We start from the raw sequence: 20802 nt of genomic DNA, 5'->3' as shown, positions 1-20802 counted from the left end.
TGCTCCGGTTTGCTTTTACACGACCGGAATATTTCGGCCGTAGTAGATTTCGCGCATCTCTTTCCAGAGCAGGTCCGTGATGGCCTTACGCTCTTCTTCGCTCAGATCTTCCGGGCGGGTATGGAACATATAGTGTTTCAGGTTGAACTCCTTGAGCAGCATCTTGGTGTGGAAGATGTTCTCCTGGTACACGTTCACGTCCATCATGTCGTACAGCGATTTCATGTCCTCGGACATAAAGTTCTGAATGGAGTTGATTTCGTGATCGATGAAATGCTTCATACCGTTGATATCGCGGGTAAAACCGCGCACGCGATAATCAATCGTGACGATATCGGATTCCAGCTGGTGGATTAAATAGTTCAGCGCGTTCAGCGGCGAGATAACGCCGCAGGTCGACACCTCGATGTCGGCGCGGAACGTACACAGCCCGCCTTCCGGGTGGCTCTCCGGATAGGTGTGCACGCAGATATGGCTTTTATCGAGATGGGCGACCACCACTTCCGGCAGCGGGCCCGGATGCTCGGTTTTATCGATAAGCTTCGGATCGACCGGTTCTTCGCTCACCAGAATGGTGACGCTCGCGCCCTGTGGCTCATAGTCCTGACGGGCAATATTCAGAATATTGGCGCCTATAATCGAGCAGGTTTCTGACAGGATCTCCGTCAGGCGGTTGGCGTTGTAGAGTTCGTCGATATAGGCGATGTAGCCATCGCGTTCTTCTGCCGTTTTGACGTAGCAGATATCGTAAATACAAAAACTCAGGCTTTTCGTCAGGTTGTTAAAGCCATGCAGTTTCAGCTTTTTCAATTAGCTCACCCCCTTTGAGGACAGTGCGTCTTGCAGATACTGCGGCAGGGCAAACGCGGCGGTATGCACGGCCGGGTTGTAATAGCGACATTTAAGGCCGGCCTGGTGGAAGCGCGCCTGAATGATTTCGGTCGAGAGGTGGCGAAGCACCTCGTTGTCGCTCGCCCAGGCAAAGGTCATGATACCGCCGTAATAGGTCGGGATCGCGGCCTGGTAGAAGCTGACGTCGCCAAAGTAGGTGCTCAGCTTGCGGTGGCTGTCGAGGGCTTCATCCTGCTGCAGGAAGCAGACCCCGTTTTGCGCCACGAAGATCCCGCCGGGATTCAGGCAGCGCTTACAGCCCTCGTAGAATGATGACGTAAACAGCGACGCGCCCGGGCCGATGGGATCGGTGCAGTCAGAGATAATCACATCGAAGGTTTGTGCGGTCTGGTTGACGAAATTGACGCCATCGTCGATAACCAGATTGAAGCGCGGATCGTCATAGCTGCCGGCGTTGTGGTTCGGCAGGTACTGGCGGCAGAACGAGACCACGCCCGCGTCAATTTCCACCATGGTGATGGTTTCGACACTTTGGTGGCGAGAGACTTCGCGCAGCATCGCGCCGTCGCCGCCGCCGATGATCAGCACGTGCTTCGCGTGGCCATGGGCCAGCAGCGGGACGTGGGTCATCATTTCGTGATAGATAAACTCGTCGCGCTCGGTGGTTTGCACCACGCCGTCCAGCGCCATCACGCGGCCAAAGGCGGCGTTCTCGAAGATTATCAGATCCTGATGATCGGTTTTCTCATGATAAAGCACGTTATCAACGGCAAAATACTGACCAAACTGGTCATGCAGCGTTTCTTGCCATACCGTTTTTTCGGTCATGGGCTGTCATCTCCTTCTTTAACATCTATGACATCCAGCAGAAGGGGCACAACACATCACCGCCGAAGCGGTTAAAGGGTCAACAAGGGCGTCGGGAAGGTTACTTCACGTAGGCGAGCAGGCTGAGTGAATCGCGTGCCAGCGCTTTGCATTTTTTTGCAGTGGGGATGCCAATACCGCTTAAGTCGCGATAGCTGTCTTCACCGAGCGCCTTCATGTCGAAGCTGTCGTAGTTGCTGAGATCCCATTGGTTCTGCTGGGCAAAAAAGACCAGTGCGCGGCGAATCTGCCCGTTGGGTAAATTCTGGTAGCCACAATCATTTTTCAGGAATACAAAAACTGCCGTCAAATCAGCCATATCTTCCGCTTCATTTTCACTTAGCGCATAGCTGTTCGCGCACATAGCCATCAGGCTGCCGAACAAAATTGTCCTGAAAAACGTCTTCATTGTTTCTACCACTGCATCACGGAAAATTAACGTTAGCATACTTGATGCCAGGCCGACGATCTTTATTATTCCTGCCGTGCTTGACCTTCCGGTAAGGGGAGGGTTTATGCTCAAAAGATCGCCGCCTGGAAATAAGGAAATGAACATGCAACGTCGTGAATTTTTAAAATATTCCGTTGCGCTGGGTGTTGCCAGCGCATTACCGCTGTGGAGCCGAGCGGCCTTTGCGGCCGACCGACCCGCCTTACCCATCCCCGATCTGCTCACCGCAGACGCCCGGAGCCGCATTCAGCTCGTTGTGCAGGCCGGTAAAACGACCTTTGGGGCCAATACCGCCACAACATGGGGCTATAACGGTAACCTTCTCGGCCCGGCGCTTCAGCTGCGCAAAGGGAAAGCGGTGACGGTGGATATTCATAACACGCTTGCTGACGAAACCACGCTGCACTGGCACGGCCTGGAAGTGCCGGGCGAGGTAGACGGCGGTCCGCAGGGCGTGATTAAACCCGGCGGCAAACGCAGCGTGACCTTTACGCCGAACCAGCGCGCGGCGACCTGCTGGTTCCACCCGCATCAGCATGGCAAAACGGGCCATCAGGTGGCGATGGGTCTGGCGGGACTGGTGCTGATTGAAGATGACGAAAGCCGCCTGCTGCGCCTGCCGAAACAGTGGGGCATCGACGATGTTCCGGTGATTGTGCAGGACAAGAAATTCAACGCTGACGGGCAAATTGACTATCAGCTGGACGTGATGAGTGCGGCGGTAGGCTGGTTTGGCGATACGCTGCTGACCAACGGCGCGATCTATCCGCAGCACGCCGCGCCGAAGGGCTGGCTGCGCCTGCGTCTGCTTAACGGCTGTAATGCTCGCTCCCTGAACTTTGCCGCCAGCGACAAACGCCCGCTCTACGTGGTGGCGAGCGACGGCGGCCTGCTGCCGGAGCCGGTGAAGGTGAGCGAGCTGCCGATGCTGATGGGCGAACGCTTCGAGGTGCTGGTGGACATCAGCGACGGCAAGCCGTTTGACCTTGTGACCCTGCCGGTCAGCCAGATGGGGATGGCCGTTGCGCCGTTCGATAAACCGCATCCGGTGCTGCGTATTCAGCCTTTACTGGTGACCGCTTCCGGCACGCTACCTGACACGTTAACCACGCTTCCTGCTTTGCCTGCGCTTGACGGAGTCACGCAGCGCAAGCTGCAGCTTTCCATGGACCCGATGCTCGACATGATGGGCATGCAGGCGCTGATGAAAAAATACGGCAACCAGGCCATGGCGGGGATGCACCACGGGCAAATGATGGGCCATATGAATATGGACCACGGCAAAATGGGCGGTATGGATCACGGCGGTCACGGCTTTGATTTCCACAACGCCAACCGGATCAACGGTAAAGCTTTCGATATGAACACGCCGATGTTTGCTGCGACAAAGGGCCAGTTTGAGCGCTGGGTGATTTCAGGCGAAGGGGACATGATGCTGCACCCGTTCCATATTCACGGCACCCAGTTCCGCATTCTTTCTGAGAACGGCAAAACGCCGGATGCGCACCGCGCGGGCTGGAAGGACACGGTGAGGGTGGAAGGCGGCGTCAGCGAGGTGCTGGTGAAGTTTGACCACGACGCGCCGAAGGAGTTTGCCTACATGGCGCACTGCCATCTGCTGGAGCATGAGGATACGGGGATGATGCTGGGTTTTACCGTATAAAAAAAGCCGGGTGGCGGCTTCGCCTTACCCGGCCTACATAGGGCACCCGTAGGCCCGGTAAGCGCAGCGCCACCGGGCTTTTCAGTTACTTGTTTTCGTCAGGCAACGCATACGCGACGATGTAGTCGCCCATCTTCGTACCAAACGAACCGTGACCGCCCGCAGAGATGACAACGTACTGCTTGCCATTCACTTCATAGGTCATCGGCGTAGCTTGTCCACCGGCAGGCAGACGGCCCTGCCACAGTTTCTCACCGTTGGTCATGTTGTACGCGCGCAGGTAGTTATCTGCGGTTGCCGCGATGAACAGCACGTTACCGGCGGTGGAAATCGGGCCACCCAGCATTGGCATACCCATATTGAACGGCACTGGAACCGGCATCGGGAACGGCATGCTGTCCTGTGGCGTACCAATACGTTTTTTCCACACGATCTGGTTGGTTTTCAGATCCAGACCGGAGATGTAACCCCAGGCAGGCTGTTTACACGGCAGACCAAACGGAGACAGGAACGGGTTCAGCGTCACTCCATACGGAACGCCGTACTGCGGCTGGATGCCGGCTTCGGTACCGCTGCCTTTCGCGTCTTTCGGCTGCTCCATTGGGTTGCCCGGACCGCGTGGGATCAGGCGGGAAACGAACGGCAGCGCCATCGGGTTAGCAATCGCCACCTGACGGTTAGGGTCGACGGAGATACCGCCCCACTCGAACATCCCCAGGTTACCCGGGAAAACCAGCGTGCCCTGCTCTGACGGCGGCGTGAAGATGCCTTCGTAGCGCAGCTGATGGAACATCACGCGGCACACCAGCTGGTCAAACATGGTGGCACCCCACATGTCTGCACCGCTGAGGTCTTTCTTCGGACGGAAGCTCAGGTCAGAGAACGGCTGCGTTTTGCTGACGTAGTCGCCTTTTGCGGCACCCTGCGGAACCGGTTTTTCAGGCGCAGGCACAACCAGCTTACCGTTGCTGCGATCCAGCACGAAGATGTTGCCCGTCTTGGCCGGAGCGTAAATCACTGGAACGGTTTTGCCGTCAACGGTAATGTCCGCCAGCGTCGGCTGGGACGGCATATCCATATCCCACAGATCGTGGTGTACGGTCTGATAGCTCCATGCCAGCTTGCCGGTGGTCGCGTTCAGCGCCACGATAGCGCTCGCGTAACGCTCCTGCTCCGGCGTGCGGTTACCGCCCCAGATATCCGGGGTGGTGACGCCCATCGGCAGGTAGACCAGGTCCAGCTTCGCGTCATACGCGGCCGGTGCCCAGGAGTTTGGCGAGTTAAAGGTAAAGGTGTGCTCGTCCGACGGGATCGCGTTTGGATCTTTCGCGCCCGGGTCAAAGGCCCACAGCAGTTTACCGGTGTTCACGTCGAAACCACGGATAACGCCGGAGGTTTCACGCGTGGAGAAGTTATCCGTTACCGAACCGGCAATCACGATGGTTTTATCGGTGATGATTGGCGGTGAGGTTGGCTCATACAGACCCGGCGTGGTGTCCGGCATGTTGGTCTGCAGGTTCAGGATACCTTTGTTGGCAAAGGTTTCGCACAGCTTGCCCGTTTCGGCGTTAATTGCGAACAGACGGCCATCGTTCACCGGCAGCATAATGCGGCGAGGGCAGTCGGCGATGACTTCCGGGCTGGCATTATCGGCACGCGCTTCGTGGTAGGAAACGCCGCGGCAGGTGACGTGCTGGAAGGACGGATTGGAGTTCAGCTGCGGATCGAAGTGCCATTTCTCTTTACCGGTGGCCGCGTCGAGCGCAAACAGACGCTGGTGCGCCGTACACAGATAAAGCATGTCGCCAACCTTAATCGGCGTCACTTCGTTAGTCAGCTCGCCCGGATCGTTCGGCATTTTCAGGTCGCCGGTGCGGAATACCCAGGCTTCCTTCAGGTTTTTAACGTTATCCGCGTTGATCTGCTTCAACGGAGAGTAGCGTTGACCTTCCTGGTTACGACCATACGCAGGCCAGTCACCGTCCGCTACCTGAGAGATAGCTGCAGCTGGCGTGGATTCTGCGTTCAGCGTACCGTTGATCTCCTGCGGGTCGTTAAAACCGGCCCAGGTCAGAATGCCGCCGGTTATCAGCAGGGCCACAACCAGACCCGCCACAGCACCGCTGGACGGCACGATCAGGCGACGCCAGACGAACGGCAGGATCAGCCAGATGCCAAAGAAGACCAGGATGTCGCTGCGCGGCGTCAGTGCCCAGAAGTCGAACCCGACTTCCCAGACGCCCCAGATCATCGTGGCAAGGAGGAGAGCGGCATACAGCCACAGCGCGGATTGTTTTCTACGCAACAGCAGAACGGTTACGGCAACCATAACCAGACCCGCAATCGGGTAGTACCAGGAGCCGCCTAAAGCGACCAGCCAGACGCCACCGATTAACAAATACAGCGCGCAGAAGGCTGCGAACGCGGCTGTTAATGTCACCAGTAAACGCGGCTGCTTAGTTTTTGTTTCAGCCATAGAAAGTGTACTCGTCAGTTTTGTTAATTATTTGCTAGCAACTAATTATAGGTATTAACAAGTGTGATCGGAATCACAAAATTTGCTTTTTATAACTCATACGCCAGGGTTATCCATTTGCTGTTATAATGGCTGGCTTGCGTATCGATGCCGGAAATACATTCACCTGCATTGAGAGATTTTCATTAAAATCATATGGTTAGTAATATGAAACATACTGTTGAAGTGATGATCCCGGAAGCCGAGATCAAAGCGCGTATCGCCGAACTGGGTCGTCAAATCACCGAACATTACAAGGACAGCGGCAGCGAAATGGTGCTGGTTGGTCTGTTGCGTGGCTCTTTCATGTTCATGGCAGACCTGTGCCGTGAAGTGCAGGTGTCCCATGAGGTCGACTTTATGACCGCCTCCAGCTACGGCAGCGGCATGTCCACAACCCGTGATGTGAAAATCCTGAAAGATCTGGATGAAGATATTCGTGGCAAAGATGTGTTGATCGTGGAGGACATCATCGACTCCGGCAACACGCTCTCTAAAGTGCGCGAGATCCTGAGCCTGCGTCAGCCTAAATCACTGGCGATTTGCACCCTGCTGGATAAGCCAGAGCGCCGTGAAGTGCAGGTGCCGGTGGAGTTCGTTGGCTTCTCGATTCCGGACGAATTCGTCGTCGGCTACGGCATTGATTACGCGCAGCGTTATCGTCATCTGCCGTATGTCGGAAAAGTAGTGATTCTGGACGAGTAGTGTCTTTGCCCGGTGGCGCTGCGCTTACCGGGCCTACATAGAGCACACCTGTAGGCCGGGTAAGGCGCAGCCGCCACCCGGCTTCGTTTATTTATGGTTCATATGCTTTAGCTTGAGGTTGGCAATGCCTGAACGGTAACGCTGCTCCAGCGTTTCGCGGTTGGTGGCGGTCACTTCCAGATTGCGCAGCAGGCCATCGTGAATACCGTACGCCCAGCCGTGGACCGACACTTTCTGCCCGCGCTTCCACGCCGATTGCATGATGGTAGAGTGGCCCAGGTTATACACCTGCTCCATCACGTTCAGCTCGCAGAGCGTGTCCATTCGACGCTCCTGCGGCATTTCGCCCAGCAGTGAGCTATGTTTGAACCAGATATCGCGGATGTGTAGCAGCCAGTTATCGATTAACCCCAGCTCCGGGTTTTCGACCGCCGCCTGCACGCCGCCGCAGCCGTAGTGTCCGCAGATGATGATGTGCTCGACTTCCAGCACGTCAACGGCATACTGAACGACAGAAAGGCAGTTGAGATCGGTATGAATGACAAGGTTGGCAACGTTACGGTGAACAAAGAGTTCGCCAGGCTCAAGACCGGTCAGGCGTTCTGCCGGTACGCGGCTATCGGAACATCCAATCCATAGAAAGCGCGGGTTCTGCGCTTGCGCCAGTTTCCCGAAAAATCCGGGGTCTTCTTCAACCAGCATCTTTGACCATAGTGCATTGTTGCTGATGAGTGTATCTATGTCATTCATGGACGTTAACGGCCTGTAACCAAGTAATTGCGTTGCGCTACTATAGGGTAACCCGACTTTTAATGAAACCACACAACGTGTGTCAGAACTATAGGTAAGTTTAATTCATGGCGATTGCACTTGAGCTTGAGCAGCTTAAAAAAACCTATCCGGGCGGCGTTCAGGCGCTGCGCGGGATAGATCTCAAAGTAGAGGCCGGTGATTTCTACGCGCTTCTGGGGCCGAACGGGGCAGGGAAATCCACTACCATCGGGATTATCAGTTCCCTGGTTAACAAGACGTCTGGCCGGGTGAGCGTGTTTGGCTACGACCTGCAAAAAGATGTGGTCAACGCCAAGCGCCAGCTGGGGCTGGTGCCGCAGGAGTTCAACTTTAACCCGTTCGAGACGGTGCAGCAGATCGTAGTTAACCAGGCGGGTTACTACGGCGTTGAGCGTAAAGAGGCGCTTGAGCGCAGCGAAAAATACCTCAAGCAGCTCGATCTTTGGGAAAAACGTAACGAACGTGCGCGGATGTTATCCGGCGGGATGAAGCGCCGCCTGATGATCGCCCGTGCGCTGATGCACGAGCCAAAATTGCTCATCCTCGATGAACCAACCGCGGGCGTGGATATCGAACTGCGTCGATCCATGTGGGGCTTCCTGAAGGATCTGAACGATAAAGGCACCACTATCATCCTGACCACCCACTATCTTGAAGAGGCTGAGATGCTGTGCCGCAACATCGGCATCATTCAGCACGGCGAGCTGGTGGAAAATACCTCGATGAAAAATCTGCTCTCCAAGCTGAAGTCAGAAACCTTCATCCTCGATCTGGCGGCGAAAAGCGCGCTGCCGAAGCTGGAAGGGTACAACTATCGTCTGGTCGATACCTCGACGCTTGAGGTGGAAGTGCTGCGCGAGCAGGGCGTCAACAGCGTCTTCTCACAGCTGAGCGCGCAGGGGATTCAGGTCTTAAGTATGCGTAACAAAGCGAACCGACTGGAAGAGCTGTTTGTCTCGCTGGTACATGAAAAACAAGGAGACAAGGCATGACGCATCTTTTCTGGGTGGCGCTGAAAAGCATCTGGGCGAAAGAGATTAACCGCTTTATGCGCATCTGGGTGCAAACCCTGGTGCCGCCGGTGATCACCATGACGCTCTACTTCATCATCTTCGGCAACCTGATTGGTTCCCGGATTGGTGAGATGCACGGCTTTACCTACATGCAGTTTATCGTGCCGGGTCTGATCATGATGGCGGTGATCACCAACGCCTATGCCAACGTGGCGTCGTCGTTCTTTAGCGCCAAATTCCAGCGCAACATTGAAGAGCTGCTGGTGGCCCCGGTGCCGACGCACGTCATTATCGCGGGCTATGTCGGCGGCGGCGTGGCGCGCGGTTTGTGCGTAGGCATTCTGGTGACGGCGATTTCGCTGTTCTTCGTGCCGTTCCAGGTCCACTCGTGGCTGTTTGTCGCGCTGACGTTATTGCTCACCGCGATCCTGTTTTCGCTGGCGGGCCTGCTGAACGCGGTGTTTGCCAAAACGTTCGATGACATCAGCCTGATCCCGACCTTCGTGCTGACGCCGCTGACCTATCTGGGCGGGGTGTTCTACTCCCTGACGCTGCTGCCGCCGTTTTGGCAGGCGCTGTCGCACCTGAACCCCATTGTCTACATGATCAGCGGCTTCCGCTTTGGCTTCCTCGGCATTACCGATGTGCCCCTGTTCACCACGGTGGCGGTGCTGGTGGTGTTTATCATCGCCTTCTACCTGCTGTGCTGGTATCTGATCCAGCGCGGGCGTGGTTTACGCAGCTGATTTTCCGCCCGGCGACGTCCTGTTGCCGGGCACTTTTTTGACAGTTATCACCGTAAGCTAACCTTCACTCCGCTAAACTACTCGCCTGCTAAGGAGAGAGAGCTATGCTTGGATGGGTTATCACCTGCCACGATGAACATGCGCAGGACATGCTGGATAAGCTGGAAGCCAGATTTGGGCCGCTGCCGCAGTGCCGCGCGGTAAACTACTGGCGCGGTTTAAGCACCAATATGCTCAGCCGCATGATGTGCGATGCGCTGCATGAAACCGACACCGGCGATGGCGTTATCTTTCTGACCGATAAATCCGGCGCCGCGCCTTACCGTTCCGCCGCGCTGCTGAGCCACAAGCACGAAAACTGCGAGGTGATCTCGGGCATCAACTATGCGCTGCTGGAAGCGATGTACCCCCAACGCGAGACCTTAACCAGCGCTGAGTTTCGCAATACTCTCGTTGATATGCAGGTTCCGGGCGTCAGCAGCCTGTGGCACCAGCAACAGAAAAACCCACCTTTCGTTCTGCTCCATGATCTGTATAAGAATTAAACATTGGTATTGATGTCGCTTTTGCTACAATGGCGACTGATTTCCTGTATCGATTTATATCCCATGTTCATGCGCGTTATTTTCCTGCTGTTGCTGCTGATTTCCGGCGGCACATCTGCAAGCCTCATCAGCCAGCAAGGGCTTCCCGCCCGGTATATGCAAACCACCGAAGATGCGGCCATCTGGGCGCAGGTAGGAAACGCAGTCGTGAACGTGGGGAACGTCAGGGCAGGGCAGATCCTGGCCGTCGTGCCAACCTCTGCTGACTACTACGAGTTTCGTTTTGGGTTTGGCACGGGATTTATCGATAAAGGGCATCTCGAAGAGGTTCAGGGCAAACAGCGCGTTGAGGACAGCCTTGGCGACCTTAATAAGCCGCTCAGCAACCAAAACCTGATCACCTGGAAAGACACGCCGGTGTATAACGCCCCCACCAGCGGGAGCGCGCCGTTTGGTACGTTAAGTTCTAACCTCCGCTATCCGATTCTGAACAAGCTCAAAGACCGTCTGAACCAGACCTGGTATCAGATCCGCATCGGCAATCGTCTGGCGTGGATCAGCAGCCTGGATGCGCAGGAAGATAATGGACTTCCGGTCCTGACCTACCATCATATTTTGCGGGATGAAGAGAACACCCGTTTTCGCCATACTTCCACGACCACCAGCGTCCGCGCATTCAACAACCAGATGGCCTGGCTACGCGACCAGGGCTATACCACGCTGACGATGTACCAGCTCGAAGGGTACGTGCGTAACAAAATGAACCTGCCGGCGAAATCGGTGGTGATTACCTTTGACGACGGCCTGAAGTCCGTCAGCCGCTACGCTTACCCTGTCTTGAAAGAGTACGGCTTCAACGCTACGGCGTTTATTATCTCCTCCCGCATTAAAGGGCATCCCCAGAAGTGGGATCCAAAATCGCTGCAGTTTATGAGCGTTAAGGAGATTAAGGGCATTCAGGATGTGTTCGACATTCAGTCTCACACGCATTTCCTGCATCGCGTTGACGGGTATAAGCATCCGATCTTGCTGAGCCGAAGCTATCACGTGATCCTGTTTGATTTCGAACGCTCGCGGCGCGCGCTGGCGCAGTTTAATCCGCGCGTGCTGTATGTCTCTTATCCGTTTGGTGGATACGATAATAAAGCGATAAAGGCGGCGAATGATGCCGGTTTTCATCTGGCGGTGACAACGGTGAAAGGCAAGGTGAAGCCGGGGGATAATCCGTTCTTACTGAAGCGCCTGTATATTTTAAGAACGGATTCGCTGGAGACGATGTCGCGGCTGATCAGCAATCAGCCGCAGGGGTAGGTTAGTCGTAGGTGATCTGGAAAGTGATGTTGTTACCAAAGCTACCCACGGTGACAGGGTCAGTGCCGACTTTGACCAGTTGAGCCGTAAAGGTTTTGTCAATCATATGCGTTTCTGGGCCGAACGAATCGGAATGGGCCAGAAGCAATTTATAGCTGTCAGCCTTAATGTGAGAAGTGTTACCTGGCATCGTTAACAGCACGCCTACCCCACCAGCAGCGGTCACGCCGCTACCCTGCAGAGAGTTGGTAAAATAACCTTTATCCGTGGTGGTATATGCGGAAGTCAATGTCGTCCAGACTTCAGTTGTATTTATGCATGTTCCGGAAATTTTAAACTCTACTGCCGTGGTGTTCCCATTTTCAACATCTGCTGCGAACCAGTCTCCGAGGTCGACATTGGAGGGTGCACGCATCGCGCAGGTCGGGCGATTCAACGGAATACTAAACGACATTTCGGACATATTAACCAGCGGACGCGGATGGTCTTCCGTTGTGGTTCCATCAGGATTGCCCAAAATTATTTGACCGATCGGCCCAGTGGATGCAGTTAAAAAATCTTCGTCAGCAGGCACACCCGTGAACCCATTCGTTTGCCAGAATTCCATACGAACATGCCACGTTTTACCGTCTACCGCACCTTCATTATCGTGAGTGTCGCCGGTGAGATAAAATCCATTTGGGTTGAACGGGAACCACGCTGTCACGGCGTTACCATCTGGATAAAAGGCCAGCGTGTAGACAATCCCGGCGATGTTGGTGCGAAACGTGGCTTTGCCATCTATGTTGCCTTCCAGCATAGCACTATTGGTCATCTGATAGACGTTTTCACCGTCGTTACCCACCGCGCAATGCGATTTTAACGCAGGGGTCGTCTCCAGAATAATGGTGCTACTGATCTGAACAGGCGTGGTAACTGTTCCAACGGGGAGGGGTGTTATAACAGGTTGAACACCAGGGGACATTATTTGCAGTGTATCATTACTGTCAAATTTACATTCCATTGCAGCATGTGAAAACCCGGAGATTCCCAACATTACTATGGCTAAAGCATAGATTTTTTTATTCATCATAAATCCTTTTATTCGTAGCTTACGTCGACCAGAACGCTACTAACTACAATACCGCCTGAAACGATACCTGTGTTCTGATAACGCGCGTAAAATCCATAATCCTTTATATAATTGTCACCACTTCCACTGACATCATAAATAACTTTAGAACTGCCGTCGCTGTTCAAAACGTTAGTATGGAAATCGTCTGAAAAGATAACAATCCCCACATTTGAAGCTGCGCCAACAGTAGCCTCGTTTTTGAACACCTGATTGTGATTGCTCCAGAAGCCTGCCTTAGGTGTAAAGCTAAATTTTAGTTGGCTGAGGCTTGTGTCATCTCCATCACCCGCGAAGCAATTGTCTACGTGGATTGTGAAAGGTGTGCCGGCTGCATCATCGGTTGGCGATAAGCGATCGCTCTTGTCACTGTTATAAAACCAGCCTCGAGCTACGGTCGGTAAATAAATCTCTCCGCCGTTTTCAACGGTTAACCGGCAGGTATTATTAACAATGTTCGCGGTCAGGTTCATGTTCACACCTGAACTTGCCTGGCATACACCAGGCAGGATGCTACCAGCCAGTCCGATAAGCAACATCAGACCGGGCTGGCGTAAAGTAAACGGTGATAGTTGCATAATGATTCCTGAATTACTGATACGCGATGGTAAACGTTATTGGTGCGGTAACAGCGCCGGTTCCTACATCAGAGATAGTTTTGTCCTTACCAATCACAATACGTGAATTCATCGGGAACTCACCGGTGCCGTCAGTGATGGTAACTTCCTGGGCGGCTGGCGGCGTGTTACAGCTCATTAGAAGACCTGTATCAACAACGCCGGACCAGATTTCGAAGCCTGTTGCTAAGCCTCCGGAATAGGAATCTCCGTTTGCAGCTGTGCCAGTACACGCACCACCTGAACCCTTCGCAGCTGATACCGTTGCTTTGGATACGCCAGAACAGTTGGTAAGAGAGATTTTCAGCGGCTCGACGCGGGTTTTATTCACCAGATCAGATTTGTATACGTCACCGAATGCAATTTCAGTGGCTGCTGTACCTGCATTATTAAGGACTTTAGCGGTACAGGTGCCTGCCGTGACTGTTGTTTGAAAGGTCATTTCGACACTGCTGGTGCCGGTAATTGCCGCATTCGCCATTCCAGAACACAGCAGGGTTGAAAAGGAGAAGGCGATAAAGGTTGGTTTAAATTTCATAATATTGCTCCGGTTTCCTGCACCAATCACTCGTAACTGAACTCAAAAGTCGCTACAGCCTTGAATTCGCCAATAGACATTCTGTTCGTTTGGGTTTCAAGCATTTTGGCGACTAAAGGAACTTCTTTACTCTGGAGTTCTGCGGCGGTCCATACCAGGCGCTCGGCATCGTTAGTTGAGTTAACGACAAATGGCGCATCGGGAGCAGATGCTCTTGCAATATTGATACCCGCATAATCTGCACCACCTGCACTAGCGTTAATTTGGTTAATCAGCGCTGATGGGATATAGCCTGATTTAGTGCCTTTAACCGTAGTTTTTAACGATTTTAAGGAAGACGGGCATTCCACCAACACGATTTTGAAATTAGCGGTTGCTGTCCCAGCTCTGACATCGGTAAGACGCACCTGGCCATTATCACCAATCGTCAGCGTCTGTTGATTGTCGGAGCCCGTACCACCAACCAGTTTCATATCGCAGGTGGTTTCGCGAATATTGGCAGTGAAGTTGACGTTGAGATCTGTGGCTTCGGCCAGCGCCGAGCCAGATAAAGCCAGCGTCGCCATGGCAACGATCGACAGGCTAAAAATATTTCTTTTCATGCTTACTCTCATCTATTTTCCTGAATAATTACATCTGGCACTGCTGGTTATTGAGTACCGTAGTAAGTCCTACTTTTTTAGCATTAGGTAATACCTGATAATGAACGTCACATCTGCTGCCCTTTTCATTTCCCCAGACAATATGCAGCACACCCTGATCTTCAACGCCGCGGATATAGGCCTGCCCGGCTTGTCCCACGGTGCCAACAGATTCATTTTTTTCGTTTAACACATCGGCACCCAAAGGAATAAACCCTTTGTCAGTACGCTGGAGTTCCAGTATTAACGAACGGCCTTCATCCGTTTCGAAATTAACCAGTACGACGGAACCGCTTCGAGGAACCGTAATCTCGCTGGTGTTTTTAATTTCAACGTCACTTTCGAGAGTGCTAATATCTAAATAAACGCGGTTTTCACGATAGGCCGACATATAAGGCAAAATACCGTAACCAGAGTCGCCAATTTCACTGTTGCCGAAACCTATACCCGCGCCTGTAGCGCCGCTTGCTTTAACCAATGCCAGCGCATCGTTGTCACCAATACTGCCAGGTGCAAACGCAATACCGCCAGAATGGAGAACCATGCCGCCGCTATAGGAGGCTGAGTACTGTTTGCTATTGTCATCGCCATAGGTGGCGGATAAGCCGAGTGGGCCATATTCGCTGTTATACGAACCGTAACCGCTTATCTGATTTAGATTGCCATAGTTTCCGCTATTGGATGCTGCGCTTACGGAATAACTCATCTTATTATCTTGCGTGTTTCCACCTGCCGATGTGTTAAAACTCGTACCGCCTTTCAGATCTGAACGTAGTCCCATATTAATGTTAGAGAAACCGCCAGAGCGTGAGCCATCGTGCGAGAATGCGTTCAGCGGTATGCTAAGGCTTAAATAAACGCTGTCGTCTTTTTTCCCTGTTTGGTCGTAAGTACGCTGCAACGACAGGCTATAGCTGCCGTAGGTGAAACTGTTGTTATATCCAATGTTATAGTTGGATGTAGAACCTGTGGCGTTCCAGTAATCCTGCCACGTACCGCTGACATAGATAGAGCCGAAACTATTTTCCCCGGCGTTCAGCGGCTGGTTAAGACTAATTTGCACCTGATTTTTAGTACGCTGATAGTCTGCATAAAGCTCTTCGTTTGAGTCATAGCTGCGGTTTGAATATTTTTGCCGGGTAATACTGTCACGAAGCTGGGCCGCATCGGTAAGGCTAAGATAGTCTTCCGTCGAGAAACGATAGGCTGCAACGTTAAACGAGGTATTTGTAGCCTCAATCATTTTGCTATAGGTTACGCGATAACTTTGACCGCTTAGAGTATCGAGACCCTCAATTTCAGCATGTGATTGGGTAGCATCAACTGCAAAAGCACCAATTTGAGTATTCATCGCCAGACCTAAAATTCCGGCGTAAAAGTCCATATCGGTAAACTGAGCGCCGACGTAACCTGTAAAGGTATTATTCAGGCCGTAATAAAGCGTGCCGTAACCGACTTTAGGTGCATCCAGCAACGAATCATCTTTGAGCTCACCAACGCCAACGTCCCAGCGTGATGCACCCGGACGAAGCATTTGCGTAACGGATGAGAATGGCACGGTAAAGGAGCGCTTGCTGCCGTCAGCTTCTTCTATGGTGACCAGCAAATCATTGCCGTAACCGGTTGTACTGAGATCATTAATTTCAAATGAACCCGGCGGCACCGATGTTTCATAAATTTTATTGCCGCTCTGCATAATGCTGACTTTCGCGTTGCTGTTTGCGACGCCGCGAATGACAGGTGCATAACCCGTTGACCCCATAGGCAACATGCGGTCGTCACTGTACATGCGTGTACCACGCAGGCTCATTGAGTTAAACGCTTCGCCACGCGTATAGGAGTCACCTAAAACGAACTGAGCGCCCAGCTTTGTAATATCACGCTGGAGATAGATATCCTGACTTGAATATTTCGTGCCGTTATCCTGATCCCAGTTTAGGTTTCCGCGTGAACGGAGGCGCCATGGTCCCATATTGAGGCCGTAGCGTAAGCCCATGTAGGCGCTTTCTGATGTGCTGCCGTTACTTTCGCTACGCCATGCGTTTGTATCGTAAGAAATAAGCGCAGCCGGAATACCGTTATCCCATAGCGAAGGATCAACGTAACCCGTGGGACGTTTAAGTACATAGATTTGCGGAAAATTAAGATCTAACGCCTGTTTGCCACTGTCATAGCTGACCGAGGCATGAGGGAAAGACTTTTTGATGTCAATACACGTCGTATTATCATCGTCGTCCAGTTCTGAATCCAGCGTACTGGTGTCGACTCCCGATTGTGCCAGAAGCAGTTTGGTCACGCATGGTGCTGCACGAGGTGTCCCATTATCTTTAAATGTCACCTCAACGGTAGATTTTAATTTACCGTTCAGATTGATCTTTGTGCGATATACGCCGGGCATCACCGGGTTACCATTCGCGAACCGATTAATATCAATATTTGTACTACCACTCAAAAGAAACTGTTCGTTAAATTCGATGGTTTCTTCATTATCGGGTAGATCATCTACAGATGTGGAATTTTCTGCGTAAACACAGAAAGGTAATGCCGCGCTAATAGCGAGGCATAACAGTGAGCGTCGAAATATCATGGTACATCCACTTAATCAGTGAGGATAGTTATATCCACAGAGTTAATGCTATCAGTTATTTTTTATTAAGGATGTACGTTTATTTCACTGCAGCTTTATGATGATCTGTTCCACCATAATCATTGATGGTGTCATATTCGACATCACCATTTACTGCAGAAGATAAACCTTTGACCACCATAGCGGCCTCGCTAAACGGTTGTACTGACTGATGAACAGCCTCAAATATTTTCTGGCTGGACTTAATTTTAACCTGAGAAACAGACACGTTGTAAGGTGAGTTATTATGTGCAACCAGCTGCACAGTATTACCTTCTTTTTTCTGCGTCCAGGTCAGTTTTTCTGCAGCATCGCCCGGCGTGCCTTTTAAGCCCTCAGGACGGAAAAAGAATTTTATACGCGTTCTAAATGCCAATTGCAGCTGGTTCAGATTCTCTTTTGATTCAGCTTTTGATTTCGGCGGAATTTCAAGAACGTTAAACCAGAAAAGGGATTCGCGATCCTGTGGCAATGGCGTACCCGTATAGGTTATACGTACGGACTGACCCTTTTTGGGATCAATACGTGAAACGGGTGGCGTAATTATAAACGGGAGCTTAAGTTCCTGCGGGTTAACACCGTCGCGGCCATCGTCCAACCAGGTTTGCACCAGAAGTGGCTTATTACCATGGTTATCAAGGTTAACAACCACGTCTTTAGACGACTGAGGATAAACGATACGTGTACCCGAGATAACAATATCTGCGCATGCATTAAACGCAGTAAAAAGAGATGTGACGAGCAATAAGGTCGTGAAACCCTTAGTGATTGAAGAATTTGTCATTTTTCCACTTCCTTTTGGAATTTTACAAACGCCCCGCAAAGAAAGGGGGCGTTGACTTAAAATTTACGCGTTCTTATTCGTAAATCATGGTGAAGGCAACTTGTGCCTGCACGGTACCCGCGGATACTGGGTTAGCCGCAGCATCCCAACCCTGACCCTGGGTATAGGCTACGCGGTAGTACAGGTTACCTGCACCGCTGGTGGCGTCGATGGTTGCTTTCTGAGTGTTGTTAGTCTGATCAATTTTTACCAGATCGGTAGCAGAGTTGCCGTCGTTTGACAGTACCAGGTTAACGTTCTTGGCAGAGCCCTGAGCGTTGCTTGGTGGAACCAGCAGGCCACCTTCAGTAGAAGAAGAACCCGCCCATGAAGCGAACTGAGCAGACGCTTTCTTAACGGTGTCGGTATCGCAACCGGTCAGGGACAGGGAGAATTTCTTCTCGCCCAGAGTGCTGGTGGTACCCAGAGCATTCGCGAAATCTTTTACGAAAACGGTGTCAAGAGTTACGTCAAAGTCGTTACCGCTTTGATCGATTTTCTGGTCAAGGGAAACCTGGCAGGTGTTGTTGCTTACCATGCCGTGGAAAGTAACAGTACCGGTATCAGAATCCGCTGCTGCAGCAGAACCTGCTGCCAGAACCGTTGCCATTGCAATTGCCAAACCATATTTCTTAAAAGTCATTTTAATATCCATATTGATAGAAATAAGTAAATACAAAATCTTTCTTTTTGAAAATTAAATTTCGCAGCGGATTCTATGGGGTTTGGCTTTTAAAATATACAGCGATTGCATGATATTAACTTAATGCATATTTAAGTTAATTTAAAGGTAGTAATCAGATTTTGTAACGAGGGTATTTAATATTGTTATAATACTTTATTGACCCATTTATTAAGTGAATATTAATAAATGGGTCAGGACATATTAACGATCAAGCCACCTGAACTGGAATAGCCTTCGCAGTGCGCTTCATTTCATTTTCGCCTTCAAAGTAGGCGACCTTTGGCTGCCAGCGGCGCGCTTCTTCGTCGGACATCATCACAAAGCTGGCGATAATCACGATATCCCCAACGTCCGCGCAGTGCGCAGCAGCGCCGTTAACGGAGATGATTTTAGACCCGCGCTCGGCGGCAATCGCGTAGGTGGAGAAGCGTTTGCCGTTGTTCACGTTCCAGATATCAATCGCTTCGTTTTCGAGAATACCCGCCGCGTCGAGAAAATCCTGGTCGATCGCGCAGGAGCCTTCGTAATGCAGGTCGGCCTGAGTGACGGTCACACGGTGAAGCTTACCTTGCAGCATTTTGCGAATCATTACGTTTACCTTTAATCTTCCGGGTAGAAAAACTACGCCAGCTCAACCACTTTGTTGTCGATAAGGCGGGCCTGGCCGAGCCATGCCGCCACCAGAATAACCGCACGTTTACTGGCTTCTGAAAGCGCCAAGAGCGTGTCGGCATCCCGAATTTGAACGTCGTCAGCGCGAAGACCTTTATCGTTCAGCGCCTGCTCGGCGAGGGCGATGATCTCTTCGGCGGTCAACTCTTTCGCCAGCAGCTGTTCAGCCATGGTGTTCATCACTTTGCTTAGGGCAGGGGCGATTTTACGCTGATCGGCGGTCAGGTAGCCGTTGCGGGAGCTGAGCGCCAGGCCGTCTTTGGCACGCACAATCGGCACGCCGACAATCTCGATGTCGTAACCCATATCGGCGACCATCTTGCGAATCAGCGCCAGCTGCTGGAAATCTTTCTCGCCGAAACAGGCAACGTCCGGCTGCACCAGGTTGAACAGCTTGCTGACGATGGTGGATACGCCGCGGAAATGGCCCGGACGGCTTGCGCCTTCGAGCATCGTTGAGATGCCCGGGACGTCAACGTAGGTGGCGTCTTCTGTACCCTGCGGGTAGACATCCGCGGGTGCCGGAGAGAAAACAATATCCGCGTGGCGTTTTTTGAGCTTCTCGCAATCTTCCTGCAGCGTGCGCGGGTAGCGCGCCAGATCGTCCGCACGGTCAAACTGCATGGGGTTAACGAAGATACTGACCACCACGATATCAGCACGCGCTCTCGCTTCATCGACGAGCTTCATATGGCCGTCATGCAGATTGCCCATGGTCGGGACCAGTGCGATACGTTTACCTTCCTGACGTGCGCGACGGATGTGCTGGCGCAGCAGCGGCAGGGTTTCAATGATTAGCACAACAAGACTCCTTAATGGAAACTGTGTTCTTCGCCCGGATAAACGCCGGACTCAACCTCGGCAATATACTGCCGCACAGCAGCACGCATGTCGCCTGCTTCTGTCAGGAAATTTTTGGCAAACTTCGGTATATGCCCGCCGGTAATGCCAAAGGCGTCGTGCATCACCAGGATTTGGCCATCGGTAACGTTGCCTGCGCCAATGCCGATAACCGGAATCGACAGCGCGTCGGTGATGCGTTTAGCCAGCTCAACCGGCACGCACTCCAGCACCAGCAGCTGCGCGCCAGCGGCTTCCAGCGCAACGGCATCGTCAAACAGCGTCTGCGCAGCATCACCGCGCCCCTGCACCTTATAGCCGCCAAAGATGTTCACGGACTGCGGCGTGAGGCCTAAATGTCCGCAAACGGGTACGGCACGCTCGGTGAGCATTTTCACGGTCTCAACCAGCCAGGCGCCGCCTTCGATTTTGACCATATTGGCACCGGCGCGCATTACGGCAGCGGCATTTTCAAAGGCTTGTTCTGGCGTGGCGTACGCCATAAACGGCAGATCGGAAAGAAGCAGGCAGGCGGGGGCACCACGACGAACCGCTCGCGTGTGGTAAGCGATATCCTCAACCGTCACTGGCAGAGTGGAATCATGTCCTTGTACCGTCATCCCTAACGAATCCCCGACCAGCATGACGTTGATACCTTCTTCGGCAAACAGCTTGGCGAAGCTATAGTCATACGCCGTGATGGTGGCGAAGCGTTTGTTTTCCTGTTTGCATTTCTGCAGTAAGGAGATGGTGGTTGGTTTCATACTGTTTCCTGATGGCCTAAGCGAA

General features: G+C 52.5%; 21 protein-coding genes. 6 read left to right on the top strand and 15 right to left on the bottom strand.

Features of this window, described 5'->3' with window-relative positions:
- Positions 1–15: 15 nt before the first annotated feature.
- From speD to E0L20_RS10520, 3 genes are all read right to left on the bottom strand, one after another.
- Positions 16–810, bottom strand: a complete 795-nt coding sequence (gene speD / locus E0L20_RS10530) for an adenosylmethionine decarboxylase (RefSeq protein WP_131633922.1) — start codon at positions 808–810, stop codon at positions 16–18.
- Positions 811–1680: a polyamine aminopropyltransferase gene (gene speE / locus E0L20_RS10525; protein WP_131633921.1), complete on the bottom strand. Its 870-nt coding sequence runs from the start codon at positions 1678–1680 to the stop codon at positions 811–813.
- Between the two features lie 100 nt (positions 1681–1780).
- Positions 1781–2128, bottom strand: a complete 348-nt coding sequence (locus E0L20_RS10520; protein ID WP_014882582.1) for a YacC family pilotin-like protein — start codon at positions 2126–2128, stop codon at positions 1781–1783.
- Positions 2129–2273: 145 nt separating this feature from the next.
- Between E0L20_RS10520 and cueO the strand changes: the two genes are divergently transcribed.
- Entirely contained in the window at positions 2274–3833 is a 1560-nt protein-coding gene (gene cueO / locus E0L20_RS10515; RefSeq protein WP_131633920.1) for a multicopper oxidase CueO, read from the top strand.
- Positions 3834–3918: 85 nt separating this feature from the next.
- On the opposite strand, the gene E0L20_RS10510 is transcribed toward cueO, so the two are convergent.
- Positions 3919–6309: a glucose/quinate/shikimate family membrane-bound PQQ-dependent dehydrogenase gene (locus tag E0L20_RS10510; RefSeq protein ID WP_131633919.1), complete on the bottom strand. Its 2391-nt coding sequence runs from the start codon at positions 6307–6309 to the stop codon at positions 3919–3921.
- A 207-nt stretch (positions 6310–6516) separates the two neighbouring features.
- Here E0L20_RS10510 and hpt point away from each other — a divergent pair, with 207 nt between their 5' ends.
- A complete protein-coding gene (gene hpt / locus E0L20_RS10505; RefSeq protein ID WP_165500707.1) occupies positions 6517–7053 on the top strand; it encodes a hypoxanthine phosphoribosyltransferase in 537 nt (178 codons plus the stop codon).
- A gap of 87 nt (positions 7054–7140) precedes the next feature.
- Here the strand turns inward: hpt and can are convergent, their stop codons facing one another.
- Positions 7141–7803, bottom strand: coding sequence for a carbonate dehydratase (gene can / locus E0L20_RS10500; RefSeq protein WP_131633917.1), 663 nt, complete (start codon positions 7801–7803; stop codon positions 7141–7143).
- A 107-nt stretch (positions 7804–7910) separates the two neighbouring features.
- Between can and E0L20_RS10495 the strand changes: the two genes are divergently transcribed.
- The 4 genes from E0L20_RS10495 (at position 7911) to E0L20_RS10480 (ending at position 11460) form a co-directional block, all read left to right on the top strand.
- Positions 7911–8837: an ABC transporter ATP-binding protein gene (locus tag E0L20_RS10495; protein WP_131633916.1), complete on the top strand. Its 927-nt coding sequence runs from the start codon at positions 7911–7913 to the stop codon at positions 8835–8837.
- On the top strand, positions 8834–9604 hold the full coding sequence (locus E0L20_RS10490; RefSeq protein ID WP_131633915.1) for an ABC transporter permease: 771 nt from the start codon (positions 8834–8836) through the stop codon (positions 9602–9604). The genes E0L20_RS10495 and E0L20_RS10490 overlap by 4 nt, the downstream gene beginning before the upstream one ends.
- Positions 9605–9708: 104 nt before the next feature.
- Complete coding sequence (locus tag E0L20_RS10485) at positions 9709–10149, top strand: PTS sugar transporter subunit IIA (protein ID WP_131633914.1); 441 nt, start codon at positions 9709–9711, stop codon at positions 10147–10149.
- Positions 10150–10212: 63 nt separating this feature from the next.
- Positions 10213–11460: a polysaccharide deacetylase family protein gene (locus E0L20_RS10480; RefSeq protein WP_131633913.1), complete on the top strand. Its 1248-nt coding sequence runs from the start codon at positions 10213–10215 to the stop codon at positions 11458–11460.
- A 1-nt stretch (position 11461) separates the two neighbouring features.
- Here the strand turns inward: E0L20_RS10480 and E0L20_RS10475 are convergent, their stop codons facing one another.
- The 10 genes from E0L20_RS10475 to panB form a co-directional block, all read right to left on the bottom strand.
- A complete protein-coding gene (locus tag E0L20_RS10475) occupies positions 11462–12529 on the bottom strand; it encodes a fimbrial protein StkG (RefSeq protein WP_131633912.1) in 1068 nt (355 codons plus the stop codon).
- An 11-nt stretch (positions 12530–12540) separates the two neighbouring features.
- Positions 12541–13149: a fimbrial-like protein gene (locus E0L20_RS10470; protein ID WP_131633911.1), complete on the bottom strand. Its 609-nt coding sequence runs from the start codon at positions 13147–13149 to the stop codon at positions 12541–12543.
- Between the two features lie 13 nt (positions 13150–13162).
- The gene (locus E0L20_RS10465) at positions 13163–13726 is read right to left on the bottom strand and encodes a fimbrial protein (RefSeq protein ID WP_131633910.1); all 564 of its coding nucleotides are present in this window, start codon (positions 13724–13726) and stop codon (positions 13163–13165) included.
- A gap of 26 nt (positions 13727–13752) precedes the next feature.
- Positions 13753–14328 (bottom strand): fimbrial protein, encoded by a 576-nt coding sequence (locus E0L20_RS10460; RefSeq protein ID WP_131633909.1) that lies wholly within the window; start codon positions 14326–14328, stop codon positions 13753–13755.
- A gap of 28 nt (positions 14329–14356) precedes the next feature.
- Complete coding sequence (locus E0L20_RS10455) at positions 14357–16954, bottom strand: outer membrane usher protein (protein WP_131633908.1); 2598 nt, start codon at positions 16952–16954, stop codon at positions 14357–14359.
- 79 nt (positions 16955–17033) lie between these two features.
- Positions 17034–17777, bottom strand: coding sequence for a fimbrial chaperone (locus tag E0L20_RS10450; protein WP_131633907.1), 744 nt, complete (start codon positions 17775–17777; stop codon positions 17034–17036).
- A 73-nt stretch (positions 17778–17850) separates the two neighbouring features.
- On the bottom strand, positions 17851–18459 hold the full coding sequence (locus E0L20_RS10445) for a fimbrial protein (RefSeq protein WP_131633906.1): 609 nt from the start codon (positions 18457–18459) through the stop codon (positions 17851–17853).
- Between the two features lie 250 nt (positions 18460–18709).
- Positions 18710–19090 (bottom strand): aspartate 1-decarboxylase, encoded by a 381-nt coding sequence (gene panD / locus E0L20_RS10440; RefSeq protein ID WP_006817185.1) that lies wholly within the window; start codon positions 19088–19090, stop codon positions 18710–18712.
- Between the two features lie 32 nt (positions 19091–19122).
- The gene (panC, locus tag E0L20_RS10435) at positions 19123–19974 is read right to left on the bottom strand and encodes a pantoate--beta-alanine ligase (RefSeq protein ID WP_131633905.1); all 852 of its coding nucleotides are present in this window, start codon (positions 19972–19974) and stop codon (positions 19123–19125) included.
- Positions 19975–19985: 11 nt separating this feature from the next.
- Positions 19986–20777 carry a 3-methyl-2-oxobutanoate hydroxymethyltransferase gene (panB, locus tag E0L20_RS10430; protein ID WP_131633904.1) on the bottom strand — a complete coding sequence of 264 codons (792 nt, stop codon included), beginning with the start codon at positions 20775–20777 and terminating at the stop codon, positions 19986–19988.
- Positions 20778–20802: the final 25 nt, after the last annotated feature.

The organism is Enterobacter wuhouensis (assembly GCF_004331265.1).
In the GTDB taxonomy this organism is placed as follows: domain Bacteria; phylum Pseudomonadota; class Gammaproteobacteria; order Enterobacterales; family Enterobacteriaceae; genus Enterobacter; species Enterobacter wuhouensis.
This window is presented reverse-complemented; position numbering and strand designations above follow the sequence as displayed.

Excerpts from the sequence above, each read along its gene's own strand:
- speE (WP_131633921.1), bottom strand. The coding sequence starts at position 1,680 with ATGACCGAAAAAACGGTATGGCAAGAAACGCTGCATGACCAGTTTGGT.
- E0L20_RS10520 (WP_014882582.1), bottom strand. The coding sequence starts at position 2,128 with ATGAAGACGTTTTTCAGGACAATTTTGTTCGGCAGCCTGATGGCTATG.
- cueO (WP_131633920.1), top strand. The coding sequence starts at position 2,274 with ATGCAACGTCGTGAATTTTTAAAATATTCCGTTGCGCTGGGTGTTGCC.
- E0L20_RS10510 (WP_131633919.1), bottom strand. The coding sequence starts at position 6,309 with ATGGCTGAAACAAAAACTAAGCAGCCGCGTTTACTGGTGACATTAACA.
- hpt (WP_165500707.1), top strand. The coding sequence starts at position 6,517 with ATGAAACATACTGTTGAAGTGATGATCCCGGAAGCCGAGATCAAAGCG.
- can (WP_131633917.1), bottom strand. The coding sequence starts at position 7,803 with ATGAATGACATAGATACACTCATCAGCAACAATGCACTATGGTCAAAG.
- E0L20_RS10495 (WP_131633916.1), top strand. The coding sequence starts at position 7,911 with ATGGCGATTGCACTTGAGCTTGAGCAGCTTAAAAAAACCTATCCGGGC.
- E0L20_RS10490 (WP_131633915.1), top strand. The coding sequence starts at position 8,834 with ATGACGCATCTTTTCTGGGTGGCGCTGAAAAGCATCTGGGCGAAAGAG.
- E0L20_RS10485 (WP_131633914.1), top strand. The coding sequence starts at position 9,709 with ATGCTTGGATGGGTTATCACCTGCCACGATGAACATGCGCAGGACATG.
- E0L20_RS10480 (WP_131633913.1), top strand. The coding sequence starts at position 10,213 with ATGTTCATGCGCGTTATTTTCCTGCTGTTGCTGCTGATTTCCGGCGGC.
- E0L20_RS10475 (WP_131633912.1), bottom strand. The coding sequence starts at position 12,529 with ATGAATAAAAAAATCTATGCTTTAGCCATAGTAATGTTGGGAATCTCC.
- E0L20_RS10470 (WP_131633911.1), bottom strand. The coding sequence starts at position 13,149 with ATGCAACTATCACCGTTTACTTTACGCCAGCCCGGTCTGATGTTGCTT.
- E0L20_RS10465 (WP_131633910.1), bottom strand. The coding sequence starts at position 13,726 with ATGAAATTTAAACCAACCTTTATCGCCTTCTCCTTTTCAACCCTGCTG.
- E0L20_RS10460 (WP_131633909.1), bottom strand. The coding sequence starts at position 14,328 with ATGAAAAGAAATATTTTTAGCCTGTCGATCGTTGCCATGGCGACGCTG.
- E0L20_RS10455 (WP_131633908.1), bottom strand. The coding sequence starts at position 16,954 with ATGATATTTCGACGCTCACTGTTATGCCTCGCTATTAGCGCGGCATTA.
- E0L20_RS10450 (WP_131633907.1), bottom strand. The coding sequence starts at position 17,777 with ATGACAAATTCTTCAATCACTAAGGGTTTCACGACCTTATTGCTCGTC.
- E0L20_RS10445 (WP_131633906.1), bottom strand. The coding sequence starts at position 18,459 with ATGACTTTTAAGAAATATGGTTTGGCAATTGCAATGGCAACGGTTCTG.
- panD (WP_006817185.1), bottom strand. The coding sequence starts at position 19,090 with ATGATTCGCAAAATGCTGCAAGGTAAGCTTCACCGTGTGACCGTCACT.
- panB (WP_131633904.1), bottom strand. The coding sequence starts at position 20,777 with ATGAAACCAACCACCATCTCCTTACTGCAGAAATGCAAACAGGAAAAC.